Consider the following 20,997-nt stretch of genomic DNA (forward strand, 5'->3'; position numbering starts at 1 on the left):
CCCTTCGCGAGCAGGCTCGCTCCCACATTGGATCTAGGGTGTTCACAAAACCAGAGTTCACTGAAGATTTATTGTGGGAGCGAGCCTGCTCGCGAAAGCGGTGTTTCATTCAACGAAGGTGTTGGCTGACCTGACGCCTTCGCGAGCAGGCTCGCTCCCACAGGGATTGCATTTACAGGACGTAAAACAGAATCGCCACAAAGTGCAGCAGACTTCCCGCGATCACAAACAGATGCCAGATGCCATGGGCATGCCGCAGGCGGTGATCCAGGGCAAAGAAGATAATCCCCACCGTATACAAAACCCCGCCCGACGCCAGCCAGGCAAACCCGGCCGTGCCCAGTGCGGCAATCAGCGGTTTGACTGCGACCAGCACGATCCAGCCCATCACCGCGTAAATCACGATCGACAGAATGCGTGCCTCTGAGCGTGGTTTGATCTCTTGCAGGATGCCGATCAGCGCCAGCCCCCAGACAATCCCGAACAGCGTCCAGCCCCAAGGCCCGCGTAACGTCACCAGGCAGAACGGCGTGTAGCTGCCGGCGATCAGCAGGTAGATCGAAAAATGGTCGACCTTCTTCATGATCGCTTTCTTGCGCCCGCGCACGCTGTGGTACACGGTCGAGGCGCTGTAGAGCACCAGCAAAGTGAAGGCGTAAATGGCTACGCTGACGATCTTCCACGGACTGCCGTCGAGGCTGGCAATCACCAGCATCCACACGCCGCCGATAAACGCGGCGATGGCCCCGACCAGATGGGTCCAGGCGTTGAGTTTTTCCCCGTGATACATGTATTGCTCACCTCACATTCGTTACCGCAGCGCGCAAGGCTCGGGCCTTGAGCGTAAAAGCGCAATGTTTCTGTTCAACCTCGCCTGCGCGGCCCGCAGGAATTGGGCACAATCGGCCGATGCCAAAAAGAGTCCGCGCCATGCTGATCGACGAAGAATTGACCCTGAAAAAACTCGAGGTGTTCCTCGCCTTCATGCGCACCGGCAACCTCGCCCGCGCCGCCGCTGAACTGCAGACCAGCAACGTCAGCGTGCACCGCGCCATTCACTCTTTGGAAAACGCCCTGCGCTGCCCGCTGTTCAAACACGAAGGGCGCAACCTGACGCCGCTGGAAAGCGCTTATGTGCTGGAAGAACGTGCGCAGAAGCTGATCAACGACGTCGTCGACAGCGTGCGCCTGACCCGCGAAGCCGCCGGATTCTCCGCCGAGCGTTTCAAGCTCGGCTCGCTGTATTCGCTGACGGTGAAAACCGTGCCGCAGCTGATCATGGGCCTGAAGATCCGCCGCAGCGAACTCAACATCGACCTGATCCTCGGCTCGAACATCGACCTGCTCTACAAGCTGAAAAACATGGAAGTCGACGCGATTCTGGTGTCGCTGGACGACAGCATCAACGACCCCGATTGCGAACAGATTGCGCTGTTCTCCGACGACATCTTCCTCGCCACCCCGGCGGATTCAAAATTCGCTCAGCGCAGTGAAGTCGATCTGGCGGAAGTGCGCGATGAAACCTTCATCACCCTGACCCAGGGCTTCGCCACGCATCAGGACGGTGTGCGGGTATTCAAGCAAGCGGGGTTCGAGCCGAAGGTGGCGATGCAAGTCAATGACATCTTCACCCTGCTGAGCATGGTCAGCTCAGGGGTGGGGTACGCCTTGTTGCCGGGGCGGATTGCGGCGGTGTACGAGAATCGGGTGAAGCTGATTCCGTTGCAGGAGAAGTACCGGTTGCAGCAGCACATTGGCGTGGTGTTTCTCAAGGCCAAGGAGCGTGACCCGAATTTGCTGGCGTTGTTGGCGGAGTGTCGGATGTATGCCAATCGGCAGGCTGGGGTTTAGATCAAGATCAAAATCAAGAGCTACCCCCTCACCCCAGCCCTCTCCCCCAAGGGGTAGAGGGGGAAAGGGAGCAGATCGGGGGCTTTTTCAGAACCTGAGTTCGACTTAGAAATTTCAGGTCGATGTATAACGCCAAAACAACTCGGTCAGTCCCCTCTCCCTCCGGGAGAGGGTTAGGGTGAGGGCAGCTTAAATTGACTAACCCATCAATCCGCGCATCGCCAGAAACAACAGCGAAGGCCCCAGCAGACACCCGAGCGCGGTGTAGAACGCCGCCGTCAGGCAACCGTACGGCACCAGCTTCGGATCGGTGGCCGCCAAGCCTCCGGCAACACCGCTGGAGGTGCCCATCAAACCGCCGAAAATTACCGCACTGCGCGGGTTGTTGAGGCCGATCATCGGCGCCACGAAGGGTGTCATCACCATCACCAGAATCGCCTTGATCAGCCCCGCCGCAATCGACAGCGCCATCACCTCTGAACTGGCACCAATCGCCGCGCCGGTCACCGGGCCGACAATGTAAGTCACGGCACCCGCGCCAATGGTGGTCAGGCTCACCGCATCGGTGTAGCCGAACGCCATCGCCACGCCGACGCCGGCGACGAACGAGGTGCCAACGCCGACAAACAGCGCCAGCACACCGACGAATCCGGCCCGTTTGAGCTCATCGACACTGACGCCAAACGCCGTCGCCACAATCGCGAAATCCCGCAGCATCGCACCGCCGAGCAGGCCGATGCCGGACAGCAGCGGAATATCCACCACGCCCTTCTGCCCACCGGTCAGCGCGCCGCCGATATACGACAGCACCAGCCCGAGCAGAATGGCGATCGCCGAACCGTGCAGACGGCCCTTGGTGAAAGTGTTGGACATCCAGTAGGACACCCACATGGTCAGGCCGACAATCAAAAAGCCGCTGATCAAACCGTAGCCGGTGATCACTTTCATCATTGATTCGTACATGGCGATTACCCCGCAGTCTTGGCTGGAGCAATCGGCGTCTCTTGCTTGTTGCCCATGCGCGTCAGCACCGGCACCAGAGCAAAGGCGATCACTACGGCGAGGGTGCCGGCGAGAATCGCCATCGGCCCGCCCTTCAGCGCACCGTAGACATTCTGCTGTGCGGCCATGGCGACCACGATGGGGATGTAGATCGCGCTCCAGAACTCCACGCCCTGCTCGGTCTTGCCCTTGAGCCAGCCGCTCTTGTAGAGATAGCTGCCCAGGCCGATCAACAGCAGCATCGCAATACCGACACCGCCGACGTTGGCCGGCACGCCGATCAGCTTGCCGAGCAATTCACCGACCCAGATACCGACCAGCGTGCAAAAGGCGAGAAACGCCACACCGTAAATAATCATTGTTGTAGTCCTCAAAGTGCATCGTCGAATGTTGTTTTTGTTGTTCGAAGCTTGAGTCGCGGCGGTTTTAGAGTTGGCGGCCACCCTCCTCGCGCAACAGCGCTTGCAGGGTGTCTAGGCGGGCACTGTCGAAGGCAGTGACGGTGCCCTGCTCGAACACCCGGCGCGCCAGCCCGGTCAGCACCGCACCGGGCGGCAGTTCGATCTGTAGACGTACGCCGCGCTCGTAGGCGCTTTGCACGGTGCCGCGCCAGTCCACCACGCGGCACATGTTGAAAGCGAGGTCATCGCGCAGCGCTTCGACTTTGCTCACAGGGCGGGCGCGGCTGCCGCTGAGATAGCCGATCCGTGGCGTTTTAAGTTCGACCCTGGCGAAGGCTTCGGCAAGCGCCTGCGCCGGTTTTTCCAGCAATGGGCAGTGCGACGGCACGCTCACCGCCAGCCGTTTCGCCACTCCGGCACCACGACCGCGCGCCAGTTCGGCCACTGCTTGCATGGCCTTGTCGCTGCCGGCAATCACCACTTGGGTATCGGCGTTGATGTTGGCCAGATACACCGGCGCATCTTCGCTGTGCACTTGCGCCAGCAGGGTTTCGACGGTGGATAACTGCAAGCCGATGATCGCGGTCATGCCGTAGCCCTGTGGATAAGCCTGTTGCATCAGCTCACCGCGCAGGCTGACCAGATGCAGCGCATCGCTGAAGCTCAATGCCCCCGCCACCACTGCCGCCGGGTAGGCCCCGATGGACAGGCCGGCGACGTAATCCGCAGTCAGTTCATCCTGCAATAACTGCCGCGAAGCAGCGACACCGGCGATCAGCAGGCACAACTGAACCGCTCGTGTCGTGCGCAATGCTTCGGCTGAATCCAGCAGCGCAACATCTTCGCCCAGTACATCACTGGCCTCGACCAGCGTTTCCCTTGGCAAACGCTGGAGCATGCCCGCTTGCTGCGCGCCCTGGCCGGGAAACACCAGCAGACTGCTCACGCTGCCTGCTCCTGCGGGTTCCACGGATCCGTCACCAGACAAGCCTGATAAGCATTTTTCAGCAGCACTCGGGACGAACCGTTGGCCCATTCACGCAGCGCCACCGCGCCGAATGGCGTCTGCAATTGCATGTCGACTCGGCACACAGTCTGATCAAATAGCGCGACCAGTTCGCGCGCCTGATCACGGCCGATCATCTGCGGCGCACGCAGAATCAGATCGAGATCACTGGCCGCATGCATCGCTGCAAAACCACTGGCCAATTCAAACCCGACACTGCCGCTGACACCCCAGACCCAACGGCAGTCATCGAGCATCGGCCGCAGTTGTTTGAGCGCCTGCATCACCGGCAGATCTCGCTCACACTCAACATGACAAAGGGCTTCGGGACTGACCCGACAGGCAATCGAATCCAGCGCCATAAACGCCGCCAGCCGCTGCTCGCGCAACACACCGCGCACACCGACCGCGACCTGACCTTCCTCGCTCAAGGCCCGGCGCACCACCACCGGTTGCCCGGCCGCCAGCGCCGCGATCGCCCACTGCGGCGCATCCGCCGGCAACTGCGCCGGGGTCATGCCCCAGAGCAGATCGTGGGCCAGGGGCAGGTTCACCACTGCGCCCTCAGCAGTTCGCGGACGCGGCTGGAGGCGGCACGATTACTCGCACCAAGGCGCCCTTTCAAATCACTGCTGGCCACGTCGTTGATCGCTTGCTTGAGGCACTCACTCACGCGCGTCAGATCTTCCGCCGTCGGTTGTTCGATCTGCTGCACCGAGAGGGTTTCCCAGAGCAGGCCGAGGCTGGCGTAGCTGTCGATGTCGTAGGCCATGGGCGGCACGCTGGCGGCCAGCGCTTCCAGTTCCTCGACACTGCGCAAGGTCACCCGCGCCGCCGAGGCTTTGCCCATCGCGTGGACCATCACGCCGGGATCGCGCAAAGCAATCAGGCGATTGGCCTGATAACCGTGGGCGAGAAATGCACCCGACATGGCCTTGCCCACCAGCAGCGCAATCACCGGATGCCCGGCCAGACGCGCACGGGCATAACCGTCCGCCGCGCCGGCCAGGGCCTGATGAATGCCGAGGGCTTCTTCGCGGCGGCCATACGCTTGGCTCGGCACATCGACTATGGCAATGATCGGGCGCTTCTGCGCGCTGTCGCGGTCGGCGCTGATCGCGTCATCCACAGCCTTGGCCAGCCCCCAGCCTTCGAGCAAACCGACTTCGCCATTGCGGGCGCGGGGAAAACGATTGCCCGGGTCGCCGACCACCGCGATAAACCTGCCGAGCTCAGCGTCGGCCACTTTCAACGACGGCGGCAAACCTTCGACGACACTGGCGCCAGCGCTGAGCGCATTGAACCAGTGCAAACCGCGCAATGAACAACCGCTCATGAGCGCTCTCCTTGATACAGATCGCGAACCACCGACGGTTCGATTTGCTGGTCAGTGTTCAGCTTGCCGAGGCGTTGCAGGAACCACTCGGCGCGCTGACTGCGCGGCTGTGCCGGCAGGCCTTGCTGGAGCAGTTGGCCGACCTGCTGACGAATCTGCGCCACATCATCGCCGACATAACGGTCCACCAGCCCCGTGTTGAAACGCTGCTCGCCGCCGGTCAGGCTCCAGATGAAGGGCCGGTCGCGGGAGTCGTATTCCTCGATCCCGGCTTCCTGCTCGATCACCTGCGGGCCGTTCAGACCGAGGCGTGCTTCCTGAGTCACCAGCAAATAACTGCACAGCGCCGCAGCAATCGACATGCCGCCGAAGCAACCGACACTGCCGGCGACCACGCCGACCACCGGTTGGTATTGCTGCAAATCGACAATCGCCGCGTGAATATCGGCAATCGCCGCCAGCCCTAGATTGGCTTCCTGCAAGCGCACGCCGCCGGTTTCCAGCAGCAACACGGCGCGGGTGGGGATGCCGTTGCGGTTGTCTTCGGCGGCCAGTTCCAGCGCACCGGCAATCTTCGCCCCGCCGACTTCACCAAGGCTGCCGCCCTGAAACGCACCTTCAATCGCCGCAATGACCACCGGCAAACCGTCGAGACTGCCCTTGGCGATGATCACGCCGTCGTCGGCTTGCGGCACTACGCCCTGGCGCTCGAGCCACGGCGACATGACCCGTTGAAACGGATCGAGCAGTTCGCGAAAGGTCCCGGCGTCGAGCAAGGCTTGCGCCCGCTGCCGTGCGCCAAGTTCGACGAAGCTGTGTTTGTTGAGCAACGCTGCGCTGTCAGTCATGGCCGATCTCCTCGAAACCCTGTTCCAGACGCAAGCGCACCACCCCCGGTGTCGCGCCGAAATCGTGGATATCGATGGCCATCGCCGGCGGCGTGGTGCCGTCGAACATCCGCGCAAACAGGTGTTGCCAGCGCTGCTGCGCGCCGTTGACCGAGGTCTGCACGTTGATCGTCAGCTTGCCGGCCAGACCCGGTTCGATCAGCACTTCCAGATCACCCGAGCCGACACAACCGACCAGCGCCCGCCCGCGTGGCGGCTGCCCGGCGGGGAATTCAAACGATAGGCTTTCCATCAAAACGCTCCCTGAACAATGCCGTCGCGCTCGATGCGATCGAGCAGCAGCGTGGCCGCGAGCAAGTCAGCGGCGCCACCGGGCGAGGCATTCAATGCGATGAGTTGTTGATCCAGTTCGTGCAGGCGACGACGACCGCTCAGGCTGGCGCTGCCGCCGGCATCGAGCACCGCTTGCGCGCCGGCCTGCATGGCGTGCAGGCCCGGTTCGCCGGCGCGGTAAAGCACGCAGGTGTCGGCCAGCTCGGTCATGATCGCCAGCAACGCATCGAGCCGGGCGTTCTGTTCGCCGTGACCGTTGGCGCGGCTTTTATGCAGTTGCGGCAGGCCGCGTTGCACCACGGACGGGAAGCCGAGTTGCGCTTCTTCCCGAGCGCCACGTGCGCCGTAACGCTGGGCGACTTGTGCGCCGTGGCTGAGCGGTGTCGGTGCGTAGCGGTCGTCGAGCAGTGCCAGGCGTGCGGCACACAGGGCGATGGATTTCGGTTGCAGCGCGGCGGCCGTCACCAACAGCCCCAATGCCCAGATCGCACCGCGATGGGTGTTGACGCCGTTGGTGGTCACGAGCATGGCTTGCTCGCCTTCACGACCGATGCGGCCAATCGCTTCGCGCAACGGCACACCGACTTCACCGGTCTCCAGCGCGGCCTCGGCCATTTCCTTGAATGCCGGCCACAAGGCCAGCGCCGACGCGTGCATCAGGCCCAGGTGCAGATCGGTGTGTGCGCCGTTGCCACGACGGTCGACCAGCGCCGGTTTCGGCGACAGATCGGCTTCGTCGATCAGCGCGTCCACCGCCAGATCGGCCAGGCGTTCGGCCAGGGACAGCGGTTTCGCTTGCAGGTTGAATGCGTGCATTACCAGCTCCTGAATTTGGCGGGCGGGTTGTACAGGCCACCGGACCACTCGACCAGATCGGCGACGCTTTTCGCCGCGAGCAATTCGCGCGTGGCGTCGGTGCGGCGGATGCCGAGGTCTTCGGGCAAGGCGATCAGGCCTTCGCGGCGCATGCGTTCGGTGTCTTTCGGGTTGTGCCGCAGGCCGATGGCGGTAACCCCGGCAACCGCTGCGATCATCGCCTGGCGCTCTTCCAGCGAGCGCGCCTTGTACAGGTAGGCGATGCCTTCTTCGGTGAGCAGGTGGGTGACGTCGTCGCCGTAGATCATGATCGGCGCCAGCGGCATGCCGCTTTTCTTCGCCACCTCCACGGCGTCGAGGGTTTCGACGAAGGTCGGTTTGCCGCCCTCCTGGAAGGTCTCGACCATTTGCACCACGAGTTTCTTGCCACGTTCGAGCATCGGTTGCGGCCCATCGGCGTGGCGCATGTCCAGCCACGCCGGGGTGCCGTGACGGCGGCCGCGCGGGTCGTGACCCATGTTCGGCGCACCACCGAAACCGGCGAGACGGCCTCGGGTGACGGTCGAGGAATGGCCGTCGCCGTCGACTTGCAGCGTCGCGCCGATGAACAGGTCCACCGCGTATTGCCCGGCCAGTTGGCAGACCATGCGGTTGGAGCGCAGCGACCCGTCGCGGCCGGTGAAGAACACATCCGGCCGAGCGGCGATGTAGTTTTCCATGCCCAGTTCGGTACCGAAGCAATGCACGCTCTCGACCCAGCCGCTTTCAATCGCCGGGATCAGCGTCGGGTGCGGATTGAGCGTCCAGTTGCGGCAGATTTTGCCTTTCAGGCCGAGGGATTCGCCGTAGGTCGGCAGGATCAGTTCGATGGCGGCGGTGTTGAAACCGATGCCGTGGTTGAGCGACTGCACGTTGTGTTTTTCGTAGATCCCGCGAATCGCCATCATCGCCATCAGCACGTGCACAGGCTTGATGTGCCGTGGGTCGCGGGTGAACAGCGGTTCGATGTAGAACGGCTTGTCGGCGACCACGACGAAATCGACCCATGAAGCGGGAATGTCCACGCGGGGCAGTTCGCTGACGTCATCGACCAATTGGTTGACCTGAACGATAACGATGCCGTCGCTGAACGCCGCCGGTTCGATCAGCGCCGGGGTGTCTTCGGTGCTCGGGCCGGTGTAGATGTTGCCGGCGCGGTCGGCCATGAAACCGGCCGAGAGCACAACGTTGGGGATCAGGTCCACGACGAGGCGGGCGTAGAGTTCGATGTACGTGTGAATGGCGCCGACTTCGAGCAAGCCATCTTCGAGCAATTGGCTGATGCGCAGGCTCTGGGTGCCGGCGAAGGAGAAATCGAGCTTGCGGGCGATGCCGCGTTCGAACAGATCAAGGTGCTCGGAGCGGCCGACGCTGGGCATGATCATGTGCAGATCGTGGAGCTTGGCCGGGTCGGCCTTGGCCAGCGAACGCGAGAGGAAATCCGCCTGCTTCTGGTTGTTGCCCTCCAGCACCACGCGGTCGCCGGGGTGGATCAGCGCTTCGAGCGCGGCGACGATCTTGTCGCTAGGCAACACCGCGCCATCGGCGAGCCCGCGCACCTTGTCGAGCCGGCGCTGCTTTTCGTCACGCCGCCGCGTCCAGCGCGAGTCGGGGGAAATTGTTGTTGTCATGCTCACTCCACGGGGTTCGCTGTCGTGGAGCCAAGTTAGGCGTGTGTGGTGAGGGCATCAATCAAGCTGGGTGGTGAATCATTACGCTGAGCGTAACGTTCAAAAGCTACCCTCACCCTAGCCCTCTCCCGGAGGGAGAGGGGACTGATTGAGGGATGCTTGGGAATGACGCTGACCTGAACCCGTTGTAGTGAATCCATAATCGACTCGGTCATTCAGGTCGACGTAGGACGCGAGACACCTCGGTCGGCTCCCTCTCCCTTTGGGAGAGGGCTGGGGTGAGGGGCTTTTGATCGTTCCCACGCTCTCCGTGGGAATGCCTCTACGGACGCTCCGCGTTCGGCTCTTGATGGGACGCGGAGCGTCCCGGGCTGCATTTCCACGCGGAGCGTGGGAACGATCAGTCAAGCCTTGGATCAGCGGGCCAATCCCGCATCCACCAGTAACTGCTCCAGCCCCAACAAATCCGGCACCTTCGCCACCTGCTCGCCGACCTGCACCGCCGCCTGCTCCAGCGCACACAACGGCACATCCACGTAACTCAACTGACTGTCCAGCTTGTACGACCGAGGAATCCCCTGCACCAACAGGGCGATGAATCTCAGCTGCGGCAAGCCGCCCAAGGCATTCAGAATGACGATCCGCGCCCGTTCGCCGATGACGATTTTCTGCCCGCAGGCCGATTCGAAACTGATCAGCGGAATCTGCCGCTCACGCCACGTCACCCGGCCCAGGTACCACGGCGGCGTGTCGAGATCGAAGGCGCTGGCCTGGTAGTCGATCAGCTCGGCAATGGCGACATTGGGCAGGATCAGGTTGCGATCGGCCAGCGGCAGCAGCAGCCCGGTGAGCTGGCTGGTGCGCGGGTTATGCCGGTGCTCATGCATGTTTCTTGCTCCACTGGGCGATGCTCTCCAGCAACACCGATTCCTGATACGGCTTGCCGAGGTAGTCATTGACGCCGATGGCCATGGCGCGGTCGCGGTGTTTCTGCCCGGTGCGCGAGGTGATCATGATGATCGGCAAGTGGCACAGGCGTTCGTCGGCGCGCACCTGAGTGGCGACTTCGAAGCCGTCCATGCGCGGCATTTCGATGTCGAGCAGCATCAGGTCGGGCATGTGCTCTTCGAGGAGCAGCATCGCATCGACGCCGTCCTTGGCGGTCAGCACGTTCATGCCGTGACGCTCGAGCAAACGGCTGGTGACCTTGCGCACCGTCACCGAGTCATCGACGACCATGATCAGCAACGGCTTGTGCGGTTCGCTGTCGATGTCCGTGCGCGCCGGCTCTTGCGCCAGGCGCGCCTGCATCGCCCGGATCGGTGCGAGCAGATCCAGAATCAGCACCACCCGGCCATCGCCGAGAATCGTCGCCCCCGACACGCCCTGCACCGCCGCGAACTGCGGGCCGAGGCTCTTGACCACGATCTCGCGGGTGCCGGCCATGGAGTCGACCAGCACCGCAACATGGCGGTCGTTGCAATGCACCAGCAGCACCGGCAACGGCAGGTTCTGCCCGAGCAGTTTTGGCCGTGGCGCAGTCTTCAACAGCTCGCCGAGATAGCACAGCTCATACCGCTGGCCGCCGTATTGATAGCTCGGTGGATCGTGACGGAAATGCCCTTCCAGATCATTCGGCAACACGCGCACGATGCCTTCGATGGTGTTCAGCGGAATCGCGTACTGATCCTCGCCGCACTGCACCATCAGTGCGCGGTTGACCGACACGGTGAACGGCAGGCGAATGCGGAAATGCACGCCCTGCCCCGGCACCGAATCGATACTCATGCTGCCGCCGAGCTGACGCACCTCTTCGTGGACTACGTCCATGCCGACGCCACGCCCGGAAATCTGGGTGATCTTTTCCGCCGTGGAGAAACCCGGCTGGAGGATGAACTGCAACACGTCGCGGTCGCTGATCTCGGCGTCGGGCGCCAGCAAGCCGCGTTTGATCGCCTTGCGCCGCACGGCTTCCAGCGGCACCCCGGCGCCGTCGTCGCGGATGTCGAAAACGATGTCACCGCCTTCGCGGGACAGATCAAGGGTGATCTGCCCTTGCGCCGGTTTGCCTGCCGCCAGCCGCACATCGGCGGGTTCGAGGCCATGGTCGACGGCGTTGCGCAGCATGTGTTCCAGCGGCGCGGCCATGCGTTCCAGCACATTGCGATCCATCTCGCCATCGGCATTGCCGACGACAAAAGCGACATCCTTGCCCAGCTCTTCGGCGACCTGACGAACGATGCGTTTCAGACGCGGCACCATGCGTTCGAACGGCACCATGCGCGTGCGCATCAGGCCTTCCTGCAATTCGGTGTTGATCCGCCCCTGTTGCTGCAACAGGTTCTCCGCATCGTGATTGCGGCGGTCGAGGGTTTCCTTGAGGTCGAGCAGGTCCGAGGCGGATTCGAACAGCGCCCGCGACAGTTGCTGAAGCTGCGAATGGCGGTCCATTTCCAGCGGATCGAAGTCTTCATAACCGAGGCGTTCGCCATCGACTTGCTGGCGGCTGAGAATGCGCCCCTGGGTTTCGGTGTCGAGGCGGCGCAACTGATCGCGCATGCGCTCGATGGTGGTTTCCATCTCGTTGAGAGCAATCTGCGCATCGTTGACCTGCTGCTCGATTCGCCCACGAAAGATCGAGGTTTCCCCGGCCAGATTGACCAGCTCATCGAGCAGTTCGGACGAGACCTTGACCATGTCCGCGCCAGCATCGGCGCTCGGCGGCGCGGCCTCGGGCTTGATGACTGGAGCTGGCGCTGGCGGCGCTTCAACCTGCACCGGGTGACTGAAATTCTGGATCGCATTGATCAGCCGATCGGCCGGTGGGCACGGCTGCCCGGCACGCACACCATCGAGCATTTGCGCCAGTCGGTCATGGCCGCGCTGCACCAGCGCGAACAGTTCGGCAGACGGTTGCAGCGCACCGCTAGAGAGGCTTTCGTAGAGAAATTCCAGCTCGTGGGCGAGGTCGCCGATCGGGCCGATTTCGACCATGCGCGCGCCGCCCTTGAGGGTGTGCAGATCGCGCAGCAGGGTTTCGATTTCCTGACGGTTACCCGGCTCGGCCTGCCAGCGCAACAGCGCGGCGCCGGAGCTTTCGATGATGTCGAAACCTTCTTCGAGGAAGATTTCCAACAGTTCCGGATCATGCCCGGCGTTGTCGTGTTCGACCGCTGCGGGGGCAGATTCGCTGGCGGCCTGGCCCTGACGCAATTGACGGATCGCGTCGATCAGATCCTGCGCCGGGGTCAGCGCTTGATGCGCTTGCAGTTGCTCCAGCATCAGCGCCAAACGCTCGTGACTTTGCTGGAGCAAACCTTCGAGCACGACGCTGTGGCTGTAACGCCGATCGACCAGCCCTTCGTAGAGGTTTTCCAGCTCCTGGGCAAGGTCGCCGACGGCCTCGACTTCGGCCATGCGCGCGCCGCCCTTCAGCGTGTGCAAGTCGCGCTGCAATGACGACAGCGGCGCGGCGTTGTCCGGATCCTTGCGCCAGCGCTGCAAGGCTTGCCCGGCGCTGTCGAGAATGTCCACCGCCTCTTCGAGGAAGATTTCCACGATCTCGTCGTCAGGCTCGAGGGCGGCAACCGATTGCTGCAATTGCGCGGTGGCGCTGCCCAGTTCGCGAATATCCAGGGTGCGACTGCCGTCGCTGCGGATCAGGCCCATCGCCGCCGGGTCGAGGCCTTCGTCGAGCAGTTCCTGCAAGGCGCGAATCCGCTCCGGTTGCGGGGTGATCTCCTGGCCGGCGGCGAGTTCGTCGAGCATGTTGATCAGCGCTTCGTGGGCCAGTTGCGCTTCGTGAAAAAACCGCTCACTGACCGCCAGGCTGCTTTCTTCCACCGCGCCATACAGGTCGAGCAAAGCTTCGCAGAGGCCATCGACCGGAAGCAGATCGGCAAGGTGCGCGCCCTCGCCCAGAGTGGTCAGCTCATCGAGCAAGGCGCTGAGTTCCTGGCGCTCGCCGGGGTGTTGCTGCCAGCGCTGCAAGAGGTTTTCGGCGTCGAGGAGGATGTCCATGCCCTGGGCGAGGAAGTTGTTGATCAGTTGCGGATCGCGCTTGAGGCGCAGGCCGCTGTCAGCGCCATCGGAGCTGGCTTGCAGGCGCTCGGCGAGCAGCGCCTCGGTGCGTTTGATCAGCGACTGCGCACCGACAATCGGCGCCAGCGGATCGTGTTTGAGCTGACGCAGGCCGACGCGGAACAAGCCCTCGGCTTCGAGCAGCAATTCGACCTCGTCCAGATCCAGCGGCAACTGATGCGCCTTGAACTCGCGGGCCAGTTGATCCAGTGAAGCCGCCAGTTCGGCCATCGGCAATACGCCGGCCATCGAGGCACTGCCCTTGAGCGTGTGCAGCGCCCGTTGCAGTTCGTCGCTGGCCGGCAACGGCACCTGTTCGGCGGCCTGATCGAGGAAACGGTTGAGGCTGGCGAGGTGGGTTTCGGCTTCTTTGCGGAAGATTTCCAGCAGCAGCGGATCAAGCGCGGCGACGTCGTCGGTGTCTTCGGCAGCCAGCGGCTCATCGCCTTTGGCCAACGCGTGGGCGCGGGCGGCGAGTTGGTCGACATCGCTGCGTTGGCGCTGACGCTGGGTGGCGAATTCGTTGATCAGCTCGGGCAGCAGCAACAGCGTGTCGCCGAGCAACTGGCGCAGCACTGCGCCGGGCTCGACGCTTTGTTCGAGCACGCGGTTGAGCAGGTTTTCCACGGCCCAGGCCAGTTCGCCAAGGACCAACGCGCGGACCATGCGCCCGCTGCCCTTCAAGGTATGGAAGGCCCGACGCAGCTCAATCAGGGCGGCGCGGTCCTGGGGATTGGCGGTCCAGCGCGGCAGGTATTCGTGGAGGACCGCGAGGACTTCGTCGGTCTCTTCGAGGAATACTTCGCGCAGTTCATCGTCGACCGGTTCTTCATCGGTCGGCGGCGGCATCAGGCTGTCAGGGGTGTTGCGCGCCGGCGGGTTGAGCGCCGACACCGGGCTGGCCAGCACCTCGGCGAGCGACTGCACGACGTCAGGGTCGTCAAGGGTTTGCAGATCCTGCATGAGCTGCGCTTCGCTGGGGCTGAGCACCTCATCGAGCACCGGCACTTGCGCTTCGCCGGGCTGCTCGTTGGCAAAGAAGCCGAGGCTGGCAAGGCTGTTTTGCGCGACATCGAGCAGATGCTCGGCGGGCGCCTGCGGGTCGTCGCTCAGGCGTTCGAGGTAATACTCCAGGCTGCTGATCACATCGGCCAGATGATCGAGTTGTTCCCAGCCCGGTTCGTGGGCATCGAGCATCAAATGCTCGCGAATGAAACCGTTGCAGGCCTCGACCAGACTCGCCGCGCGGGCCAGCGGAATCATCGCCAGCGCTCCGCGCACCTGCGTCAGCAGTTCGGGCAGCGGTTGCAGATGCTGGCGGTCCCAATCGGCGTCGATGTAGTCGACGATCATGTCCTTGGCCTGTTGCAGGCAGATGCGCGCTTCCTTGATCACGATCTGATGGATCTGCGTCAGGTCGGTGGTCGGCAGGCGCGCGTCTTCGGCGCTTTGCGTCTCCACCGTGCCAACCATGCCGGCCAGCGTCGCTTCGACGTAGAGCAAGGCCCCGGCGACGTCCATGAGAATGGCGTCGTTCGGTTCGCGCTGACCTTGGGCGAGGCTGAGCACCACTGCCAGTTGGTCGATGATGACTTTGCGCGGCTGGCCGAAACCCAGCACCGCGAGGGTGTCGGCGATCTGCCGCAGCGGTGCGAGCAGGCTGTCCAGATCCGAAGCGTGCTGGCGGTCACTGCGCACGAACAGATCGAGGCGCTCCTTGACCCGCACCAGCTCTTCGCACAGCGCCGCCAGCACCGAGCGCATGGCATCGCGGTCGGGGCCGGCGAGGCGTGCGCGTTCTTCATCGACCATCGCGCTGTCAGGCAACGCGTCGTCCAGGGAGTAGTGATCTTTCATGGTCAGCATCTGCCCGGTGGGATGTTCGGCTTTGGCAATATAGAACAACAGGCTTTTCAGCAGCTCGGCCGGCGCCGGCTGATTGAGCCCGACGATGCCCTGCTCGAGCAGGCGCTTGAGCTCTTGGTCGGCGTCCTTGAACAGGCTGCGCAGCGCCGGACTGTTGGCGATGACGCCCTCGCGCATGCCCTCGACCAATGCCGAGGCGATTTGCCACAAAGGGCTCAACGGCGCGTCGCCGCTCAGCGCTTCGAGACGGCTGAAGACTTTGGCCAGATAGCCAAGGTGCGTCTGGTCGTCCTGTTCGCGCAGCAGACCGACCAGAGCCATTTGCAGCATCTGCCGCAGTTTGCGCAGCACGTTCGGCAGATCGGGCGGTTCCAGCGCGGCGAGTGCCGCGTCGCCGAGCGGCGCCAGCTCGGGCAGTGGCGGGCTGAACAGGCTGGTTTCCGCCAACAGGCTTTCACCACGGGCGCTGCGCAGATCGTTGATCAGCGGCAACACCACCAGCGGCAGGTCGCGGCGGGCGCTCTGCACGCGGTCAAGGTAAAGCGGCAGTTGCCCCAGGGCTTGCAGCAGCAGGTGCAAGGCCTCGTCGCGGTGTGGCACGCGTTGATGTTGCAGGGCTTCGACCAGGTGTTCCATTTCTTCGGCGAGCAACGCTGCGCCGTAGAATTCGACCATCTGCAGACTGCCGTGGACCTGATGAATGTACGCCAGGCACTCGTCCAGACCGGGAAAGGCCTGCGGATCGTCAAGCACGGCTTCGATCGCCTGATGCGCCAGCCTCAGCGTTTCGGCAATTTCGCCCTTGACCCATTCCAGGGCCACGTAGTCGTGCCGATCACCCATAACCACTCCACTCACGCTTTATCTGTCGCCGCCGGCAAGGTGAATCCGGACACCGAACGACGCAGCTGACTGGCCATTTTCGCCAGGTTGCCGATGCTCTCGGCGGTGGCCGTGGACCCCGACGAGGTTTGCGAGGTGATCTGCTGGATCACATTCATTGTCAGCGAGATCTGCCCGGCCGAGGAGGTCTGCTGCTGCGCCGCGTTGGAAATGCTCTGGATCAGCGCCGCGAGGGTCTTGGACACGCCTTCGATTTCTTCCAGAGCCACACCGGCATCCTGCGCCAGTCGCGCGCCGCGCACCACTTCGGTGGTGGTCTGCTCCATGGAAATCACCGCTTCGTTGGTGTCGGCCTGAATCGCCCGCACCAAGGTTTCGATCTGCCGGGTCGCGGCGGACGAACGTTCGGCCAGCCGTTGTACTTCGTCGGCAACCACGGCAAAACCGCGCCCGGCATCACCGGCCATCGACGCCTGGATCGCCGCGTTGAGGGCGAGAATGTTGGTCTGGTCGGCGATGTCATCGATCAGGCTGACGATGTCGCCGATTTCCTGGGACGACTCGCCGAGGCGCTTGATGCGCTTGGCGGTGTCCTGAATCTGTTCGCGAATGTTGTCCATACCGTGGATGGTGTTGTGCACCACCTCGTTGCCCTTGTTGGCGATTTCCACGGAACGCTCGGCCACCGCCGACGATTCGGCAGCGTTGGCCGAGACCTGATCGATGGACTCGGCCATGTCGCTGATCGCTGTCGAGGCTTCGGAAATCTGCTGGGCCTGTTGCTCAGACGCTTGGGCCAGATGCATGGCGGTGGCCTGGGTTTCCTGCACAGCGGCGGCAACCTGGCCGGCGGTGAGGTTGATGGTGGCGACCAGATCACGCAATTGGTCGACGGAATAGTTGATCGAGTCGGCGATGGTGCCGGTGAAGTCTTCGGTCACCGAAGCGGTCACGGTGAGGTCGCCATCGGCGAGGTCTTCGATTTCGTCGAGCAGGCGCATGATCGCGTTCTGGTTGCGCTCGTTCTTCTCGGCGGTTTCACGCAACTGGCGATTGGTTTCGCGGACCATGACCAGACCGATGAGGATGATCGAGGCCAGCGCCAGCAAGCCCAGCACATAGCCGCCAATGGTGTCGGTGTTGCGCCCGCCGGCCAGATGCTCGAAACCTGTAGCAAGGTGTGAGGCTTCGTCGAGCAGGGTTTGCGACAGGGTGAAGATGTTGCTCGCCGATTCGCGCACCTTGAACAGCTCAGGCGAGGTTTCGAGGATTTCGTCCACGGAGCCGGAAACGAACTGGAACAGCTCGGAGATTTCGCTCAAACGCGCACGGGCGTCGCGGTCTTCGACCTGGCTGATTTTCAGCGCCGGGTTGCCCTGCAACATGCCGTTGAGCACCAGACCGAAACGCGCGGCATCGCGGCCAAAGGCATCGGCGGCCTGCTGCGAGTTTTCGTCACCGGCGAGCACCGTGTTGACGGCACCGAGGATGCGTTCGGCAAGCAACGATTGCCGTTGCGCCATTGCCACCTGCGCCGCCGGAGCGCCGCGCTGGAGCAGGATTTCCACGACTTTTTCGTATTCGATCTGCAACTGCGGCACGGTTTCGGCCAGCGTCGCGGCGACTTGATGCAGCGACAGCACGGTCTGTTCGCTGCTGAGGATCGCATCGGTGTTTTTCAACAGGCGCTCCCAGTCCATCTGCACCGCGCGCATTTCCGGGCGCACCGCGACGGGTGCCGGCGGCAGGCCGGTGTTCGGGTCACCCTTCTTCAGGTAGCCCCAGCGCTGGGCAAAATCGTTGCGCGCATCACTGAGCAGCTTGAACGCCGCAGCCTTGCCCGCCGCCGCTTCGGTGGCGTTCTTGGCAATGCGTTGCGAGAGCACGCGCAGTTCGCCGGCATGGCCGATGTACTGCTTGTCGTAGTTCGCCTGGGTGTTGAGGTACGCGAAGTTGGCGAACAGCAGCATGATGAACACGATCAGTGCGATAAACAGCACGATGATCTGTGCGCGACTGCGCGATGCTTCTGCCGACTTGCCTGTTTTTGCTTTTGTCATCGGTCCTCGCCTATGAAACCTGCCATGGCCCTTGTGGGAGCGAGCCTTGTGGCGAGGGGATTTATCCCCGTTCGGCTGCGAAGCAGTCGCAAAAATATCGCATGCGCTGACGGTGTCAGGCATTGCAGTTTTTGGGGCCGCTGCGCGACCCAACGGGGATAAATCCCCTCGCCACATGGCCCGCGTCCACATGGGTTCTGTTGTTCGTGCTATAGAGCCACACCCATGAACACCGGAGACCTGGCCAGTGCGAACAGGCTGAACACCCGCCAGTTCTGTTCACGGCGGAAATAGCCTTTGACGAATTCGGCCTTGGAGCCCTGGCGCTTGCTGATCGACAGAGGCTCGAAACTGTCCTGTTCGAAATGCTGCAAGCCGATGACTTCGTCGACCATTACCCCGGCGAACACGTCTTCATGTTCCACCACCAATACCCGCCGTTGTTTGCGCAGCGGCGACAGCTCATGGCCGAAGAAGCCGCACAGGTCCATGATCGGCAGCAGCCGCCCGCGCAGATTGGCGACACCCTTGACCCACGGCTTGACCCCGGGCAACTGGGTGAAGCGCGGTTCATGCAGGACTTCGCTGACTTCGCCCATCGGCGCCACATACCAATGTTCGCCGAGGCGAAAGCCGATGCCGCTCCAGCGATCCGGGCGCGCCGCTTGCGACGGCAGGTCCGCTGCCAGCAGGCGGCAGCGCTGGTCGATCTGCCAGAGCAGTTCGAACGCGGTCAGCGATTCGTTCATGATCGCGCGATCAGCCGTTGAGTACGTTGTTCAGGGTCTTGATCAGGGTGTCTTCGTCGACCGGTTTGGTCAGGTAATCCTTGGCGCCCTGGCGGGTGCCCCAGACCTTGTCGGTCTCCTGATCCTTGGTGGTGATGATGATCACCGGGATGTGCGCCGTGTCGGCATCCTTGGTCAACTGCCGGGTCGCCTGAAAACCGTTGAGGCCAGGCATGACGATGTCCATCAGCACCGCGTCGGGTTTTTCCTGACGGGCCAGGGCCACGCCGTCGGCGCCGTTCTCGGCCTTGAGCACTTCATGGCCGTGCTTTTCGAGCATGCCGGTGAGTTTGTACATTTCAGTCGGCGAATCATCGACGATCAGGATACGTGCCATGGTCTTCCCCATTTTTCTGGTCGACTGCCGGCCCGCTGGCCGAGCGTCACTGTGCGTGTCTTACTGCGGCAAAACGGCGGCGAAGCCCGGAACATGGGCCTGGATCGCGTTGAGCAGTTCTTCTTTGCTGAACGGCTTGGTCAGAAATTGATCAGAGCCGACAATCCGCCCCTTGGCCTTGTCGAACAGACCGTCCCTGGACGACAGCATGATCACCGGCGTCGCCTTGAAGGCGCTGTTGTTCTTGATCAGGGCGCAGGTCTGATAACCGTCCAGACGCGGCATCATGATGTCGACAAAGATGATCCCGGGATGGTGGTCGGCAATCTTCGCCAGCGCATCGAAACCGTCGATGGCGGTGATCACTTCGCAACCGACATTCTTCAACAATGTTTCGGCGGTGCGGCGAATCGTTTTCGAGTCGTCGATCACCATGACCTTCAAGGCGCTGGACTGCTGTTCCATAAGAGGGTTCTACCGTCGCCTTTGCGAATCAAATTGTCCGTTTTGCTGTGAATAATGGCCTGAAACCCTTGAAACCCATGGGGCGGCGCGATCTGCCAGCCTTTTTAGCACAGTCTCCAGATGCAATCTATCGACGGGTTTTTCCTTGACCCGAAACCCGCCCGGCGCCACTCTGGCGGCACTTTTTCAATACCGATCCGGTAGCCAAATTTCGAGGAAAACCCAATGAGCGTTCGCGTCGGGATTGTCATGGACCCTATCGCCAGCATCTCCTATAAAAAGGATAGCTCGCTGGCCATGCTGCTGGCCGCGCAGAAGCGTGGCTGGGAACTGTTCTACATGGAACAGAAAGACCTGTATCAGGCCGAAGGCCAGGCGCGGGCGCGGATGAGCCCGCTGAAAGTCTTCGCCAACCCGGACAAATGGTTCGAGCTGGACGCCGAACAGGACAAGCTGCTAAGCGACCTGGACGTGATCCTGATGCGCAAGGATCCGCCGTTCGACATGGAGTTCGTCTACTCCACTTACTTGCTGGAACAGGCCGAAGCCGCCGGCGTGCTGGTGGTGAACAAGCCGCAGAGCCTGCGCGACTGCAATGAAAAGCTGTTCGCTACGCTGTTTCCGCAGTGCACGCCGCCGACCATCGTCAGCCGCCGCCCGGACGTATTGCGTGAGTTCGCCGACCATCACGGTGACGTGATCCTCAAGCCGCTGGACGGCATGGGCGGTTCGTCGATCTTCCGCCACACCGCCGGCCACCCGAACCTCTCGGTAATCCTCGAAACCCTGACCCTGCACGGCAAGCAGCAGATCATGATTCAGGGTTACCTGCCGGCGATCGTCGACGGCGACAAGCGCATCCTGATGATCGATGGCGAGCCGGTGGATTACTGCCTGGCGCGGATTCCAGCCATGGGCGAAACCCGTGGCAACCTCGCCGCCGGTGGCCGTGGCGAAGCGCGTCCGCTGACCGAGAAGGATCGCTGGATCGCCGCCCAGGTCGGCCCGACCTTGCGCGAGAAAGGCCTGCTGTTTGTCGGCCTCGACGTGATCGGCGAGCACCTGACCGAAATCAACGTCACCAGCCCGACCTGCATCCGCGAAATCGACAATGCGTTCGGCACCGATATCGGCGGCATGCTGATGGATGCGATCGAAAAGCAGCTGCAAGCTTCGAGCCGCAAGCCACAAGCTTGAAGCCGGCCCGCGTCAGCTTGAAGCTTGAAGCTTGAAGCTTGCGGCTCGTCGCTTGCTTCTATGTCACTTGCAGCTAAAAACCAACATTGCGTTATCAT

At 62.6% G+C, this 20,997-nt stretch carries 18 protein-coding genes; 2 read left to right on the plus strand and 16 right to left on the minus strand.

Annotation, left to right across the window (positions count from 1 at the left end; genetic code table 11):
* Positions 1 to 172: 172 nt before the first annotated feature.
* Complete coding sequence (trhA, locus tag AC0Z5Z_RS00895; RefSeq protein ID WP_039757573.1) at positions 173 to 790, minus strand: PAQR family membrane homeostasis protein TrhA; 618 nt, start codon at positions 788 to 790, stop codon at positions 173 to 175.
* 140 nt (positions 791 to 930) lie between these two features.
* On the opposite strand from trhA, the gene AC0Z5Z_RS00900 reads away from it, so the two are divergent.
* On the plus strand, positions 931 to 1,851 hold the full coding sequence (locus tag AC0Z5Z_RS00900; RefSeq protein WP_056786436.1) for a LysR family transcriptional regulator: 921 nt from the start codon (positions 931 to 933) through the stop codon (positions 1,849 to 1,851).
* A gap of 198 nt (positions 1,852 to 2,049) precedes the next feature.
* On the opposite strand, the gene madM is transcribed toward AC0Z5Z_RS00900, so the two are convergent.
* From madM to pilG, 15 genes are all read right to left on the minus strand, one after another.
* The gene (madM, locus tag AC0Z5Z_RS00905) at positions 2,050 to 2,814 is read right to left on the minus strand and encodes a malonate transporter subunit MadM (RefSeq protein WP_041476796.1); all 765 of its coding nucleotides are present in this window, start codon (positions 2,812 to 2,814) and stop codon (positions 2,050 to 2,052) included.
* 5 nt (positions 2,815 to 2,819) lie between these two features.
* Positions 2,820 to 3,212, minus strand: a complete 393-nt coding sequence (gene madL / locus AC0Z5Z_RS00910; protein WP_016772756.1) for a malonate transporter subunit MadL — start codon at positions 3,210 to 3,212, stop codon at positions 2,820 to 2,822.
* A 67-nt stretch (positions 3,213 to 3,279) separates the two neighbouring features.
* Complete coding sequence (gene mdcH, locus AC0Z5Z_RS00915; protein ID WP_485610588.1) at positions 3,280 to 4,200, minus strand: malonate decarboxylase subunit epsilon; 921 nt, start codon at positions 4,198 to 4,200, stop codon at positions 3,280 to 3,282.
* The gene (locus AC0Z5Z_RS00920; RefSeq protein ID WP_485610589.1) at positions 4,197 to 4,817 is read right to left on the minus strand and encodes a malonate decarboxylase holo-ACP synthase; all 621 of its coding nucleotides are present in this window, start codon (positions 4,815 to 4,817) and stop codon (positions 4,197 to 4,199) included. The genes mdcH and AC0Z5Z_RS00920 overlap by 4 nt, the downstream gene beginning before the upstream one ends.
* Positions 4,811 to 5,596 carry a biotin-independent malonate decarboxylase subunit gamma gene (gene mdcE / locus AC0Z5Z_RS00925; protein ID WP_485610590.1) on the minus strand — a complete coding sequence of 262 codons (786 nt, stop codon included), beginning with the start codon at positions 5,594 to 5,596 and terminating at the stop codon, positions 4,811 to 4,813. Before mdcE ends, AC0Z5Z_RS00920 begins: the two co-directional genes overlap by 7 nt.
* Entirely contained in the window at positions 5,593 to 6,444 is an 852-nt protein-coding gene (locus tag AC0Z5Z_RS00930; protein ID WP_485610591.1) for a biotin-independent malonate decarboxylase subunit beta, read from the minus strand. The genes mdcE and AC0Z5Z_RS00930 overlap by 4 nt, the downstream gene beginning before the upstream one ends.
* Complete coding sequence (locus AC0Z5Z_RS00935; RefSeq protein ID WP_056786420.1) at positions 6,437 to 6,736, minus strand: malonate decarboxylase subunit delta; 300 nt, start codon at positions 6,734 to 6,736, stop codon at positions 6,437 to 6,439. The genes AC0Z5Z_RS00930 and AC0Z5Z_RS00935 overlap by 8 nt, the downstream gene beginning before the upstream one ends.
* The gene (locus AC0Z5Z_RS00940; protein WP_150743437.1) at positions 6,736 to 7,593 is read right to left on the minus strand and encodes a triphosphoribosyl-dephospho-CoA synthase; all 858 of its coding nucleotides are present in this window, start codon (positions 7,591 to 7,593) and stop codon (positions 6,736 to 6,738) included. The genes AC0Z5Z_RS00935 and AC0Z5Z_RS00940 overlap by 1 nt, the downstream gene beginning before the upstream one ends.
* Positions 7,593 to 9,263 carry a malonate decarboxylase subunit alpha gene (gene mdcA, locus AC0Z5Z_RS00945; protein WP_016772750.1) on the minus strand — a complete coding sequence of 557 codons (1,671 nt, stop codon included), beginning with the start codon at positions 9,261 to 9,263 and terminating at the stop codon, positions 7,593 to 7,595. The genes AC0Z5Z_RS00940 and mdcA overlap by 1 nt, the downstream gene beginning before the upstream one ends.
* 416 nt (positions 9,264 to 9,679) lie before the next feature.
* Complete coding sequence (locus AC0Z5Z_RS00950; RefSeq protein WP_056786406.1) at positions 9,680 to 10,150, minus strand: chemotaxis protein CheW; 471 nt, start codon at positions 10,148 to 10,150, stop codon at positions 9,680 to 9,682.
* The gene (locus AC0Z5Z_RS00955) at positions 10,143 to 16,052 is read right to left on the minus strand and encodes an Hpt domain-containing protein (protein ID WP_485610592.1); all 5,910 of its coding nucleotides are present in this window, start codon (positions 16,050 to 16,052) and stop codon (positions 10,143 to 10,145) included. The genes AC0Z5Z_RS00950 and AC0Z5Z_RS00955 overlap by 8 nt, the downstream gene beginning before the upstream one ends.
* A gap of 11 nt (positions 16,053 to 16,063) precedes the next feature.
* Positions 16,064 to 18,112, minus strand: a complete 2,049-nt coding sequence (locus tag AC0Z5Z_RS00960) for a methyl-accepting chemotaxis protein (RefSeq protein ID WP_041476807.1) — start codon at positions 18,110 to 18,112, stop codon at positions 16,064 to 16,066.
* Positions 18,113 to 18,321: 209 nt separating this feature from the next.
* On the minus strand, positions 18,322 to 18,861 hold the full coding sequence (locus tag AC0Z5Z_RS00965) for a chemotaxis protein CheW (protein ID WP_485610593.1): 540 nt from the start codon (positions 18,859 to 18,861) through the stop codon (positions 18,322 to 18,324).
* A gap of 10 nt (positions 18,862 to 18,871) precedes the next feature.
* Complete coding sequence (gene pilH, locus AC0Z5Z_RS00970; RefSeq protein WP_016772744.1) at positions 18,872 to 19,237, minus strand: twitching motility response regulator PilH; 366 nt, start codon at positions 19,235 to 19,237, stop codon at positions 18,872 to 18,874.
* A 60-nt stretch (positions 19,238 to 19,297) separates the two neighbouring features.
* Positions 19,298 to 19,702, minus strand: coding sequence for a twitching motility response regulator PilG (gene pilG, locus AC0Z5Z_RS00975; RefSeq protein WP_016772743.1), 405 nt, complete (start codon positions 19,700 to 19,702; stop codon positions 19,298 to 19,300).
* Between the two features lie 225 nt (positions 19,703 to 19,927).
* Between pilG and gshB the strand changes: the two genes are divergently transcribed.
* Positions 19,928 to 20,899: a glutathione synthase gene (gene gshB, locus AC0Z5Z_RS00980; protein WP_110603642.1), complete on the plus strand. Its 972-nt coding sequence runs from the start codon at positions 19,928 to 19,930 to the stop codon at positions 20,897 to 20,899.
* Positions 20,900 to 20,997 lie beyond the last annotated feature (98 nt).

Source organism: Pseudomonas sp. 1L-E-NC-VB-C3, from assembly GCF_057291535.1.

What these genes read in the sequence shown, in the direction of transcription:
- trhA (WP_039757573.1), bottom strand. Translation starts at nt 790, where the DNA reads ATGTATCACGGGGAAAAACTCAACGCCTGGACCCATCTGGTCGGGGCC.
- AC0Z5Z_RS00900 (WP_056786436.1), top strand. Translation starts at nt 931, where the DNA reads ATGCTGATCGACGAAGAATTGACCCTGAAAAAACTCGAGGTGTTCCTC.
- madM (WP_041476796.1), bottom strand. Translation starts at nt 2,814, where the DNA reads ATGTACGAATCAATGATGAAAGTGATCACCGGCTACGGTTTGATCAGC.
- madL (WP_016772756.1), bottom strand. Translation starts at nt 3,212, where the DNA reads ATGATTATTTACGGTGTGGCGTTTCTCGCCTTTTGCACGCTGGTCGGT.
- mdcE (WP_485610590.1), bottom strand. Translation starts at nt 5,596, where the DNA reads ATGAGCGGTTGTTCATTGCGCGGTTTGCACTGGTTCAATGCGCTCAGC.
- AC0Z5Z_RS00930 (WP_485610591.1), bottom strand. Translation starts at nt 6,444, where the DNA reads ATGACTGACAGCGCAGCGTTGCTCAACAAACACAGCTTCGTCGAACTT.
- AC0Z5Z_RS00935 (WP_056786420.1), bottom strand. Translation starts at nt 6,736, where the DNA reads ATGGAAAGCCTATCGTTTGAATTCCCCGCCGGGCAGCCGCCACGCGGG.
- AC0Z5Z_RS00940 (WP_150743437.1), bottom strand. Translation starts at nt 7,593, where the DNA reads ATGCACGCATTCAACCTGCAAGCGAAACCGCTGTCCCTGGCCGAACGC.
- mdcA (WP_016772750.1), bottom strand. Translation starts at nt 9,263, where the DNA reads ATGACAACAACAATTTCCCCCGACTCGCGCTGGACGCGGCGGCGTGAC.
- AC0Z5Z_RS00950 (WP_056786406.1), bottom strand. Translation starts at nt 10,150, where the DNA reads ATGCATGAGCACCGGCATAACCCGCGCACCAGCCAGCTCACCGGGCTG.
- AC0Z5Z_RS00955 (WP_485610592.1), bottom strand. Translation starts at nt 16,052, where the DNA reads ATGGGTGATCGGCACGACTACGTGGCCCTGGAATGGGTCAAGGGCGAA.
- AC0Z5Z_RS00960 (WP_041476807.1), bottom strand. Translation starts at nt 18,112, where the DNA reads ATGACAAAAGCAAAAACAGGCAAGTCGGCAGAAGCATCGCGCAGTCGC.
- AC0Z5Z_RS00965 (WP_485610593.1), bottom strand. Translation starts at nt 18,861, where the DNA reads ATGAACGAATCGCTGACCGCGTTCGAACTGCTCTGGCAGATCGACCAG.
- pilH (WP_016772744.1), bottom strand. Translation starts at nt 19,237, where the DNA reads ATGGCACGTATCCTGATCGTCGATGATTCGCCGACTGAAATGTACAAA.
- pilG (WP_016772743.1), bottom strand. Translation starts at nt 19,702, where the DNA reads ATGGAACAGCAGTCCAGCGCCTTGAAGGTCATGGTGATCGACGACTCG.
- gshB (WP_110603642.1), top strand. Translation starts at nt 19,928, where the DNA reads ATGAGCGTTCGCGTCGGGATTGTCATGGACCCTATCGCCAGCATCTCC.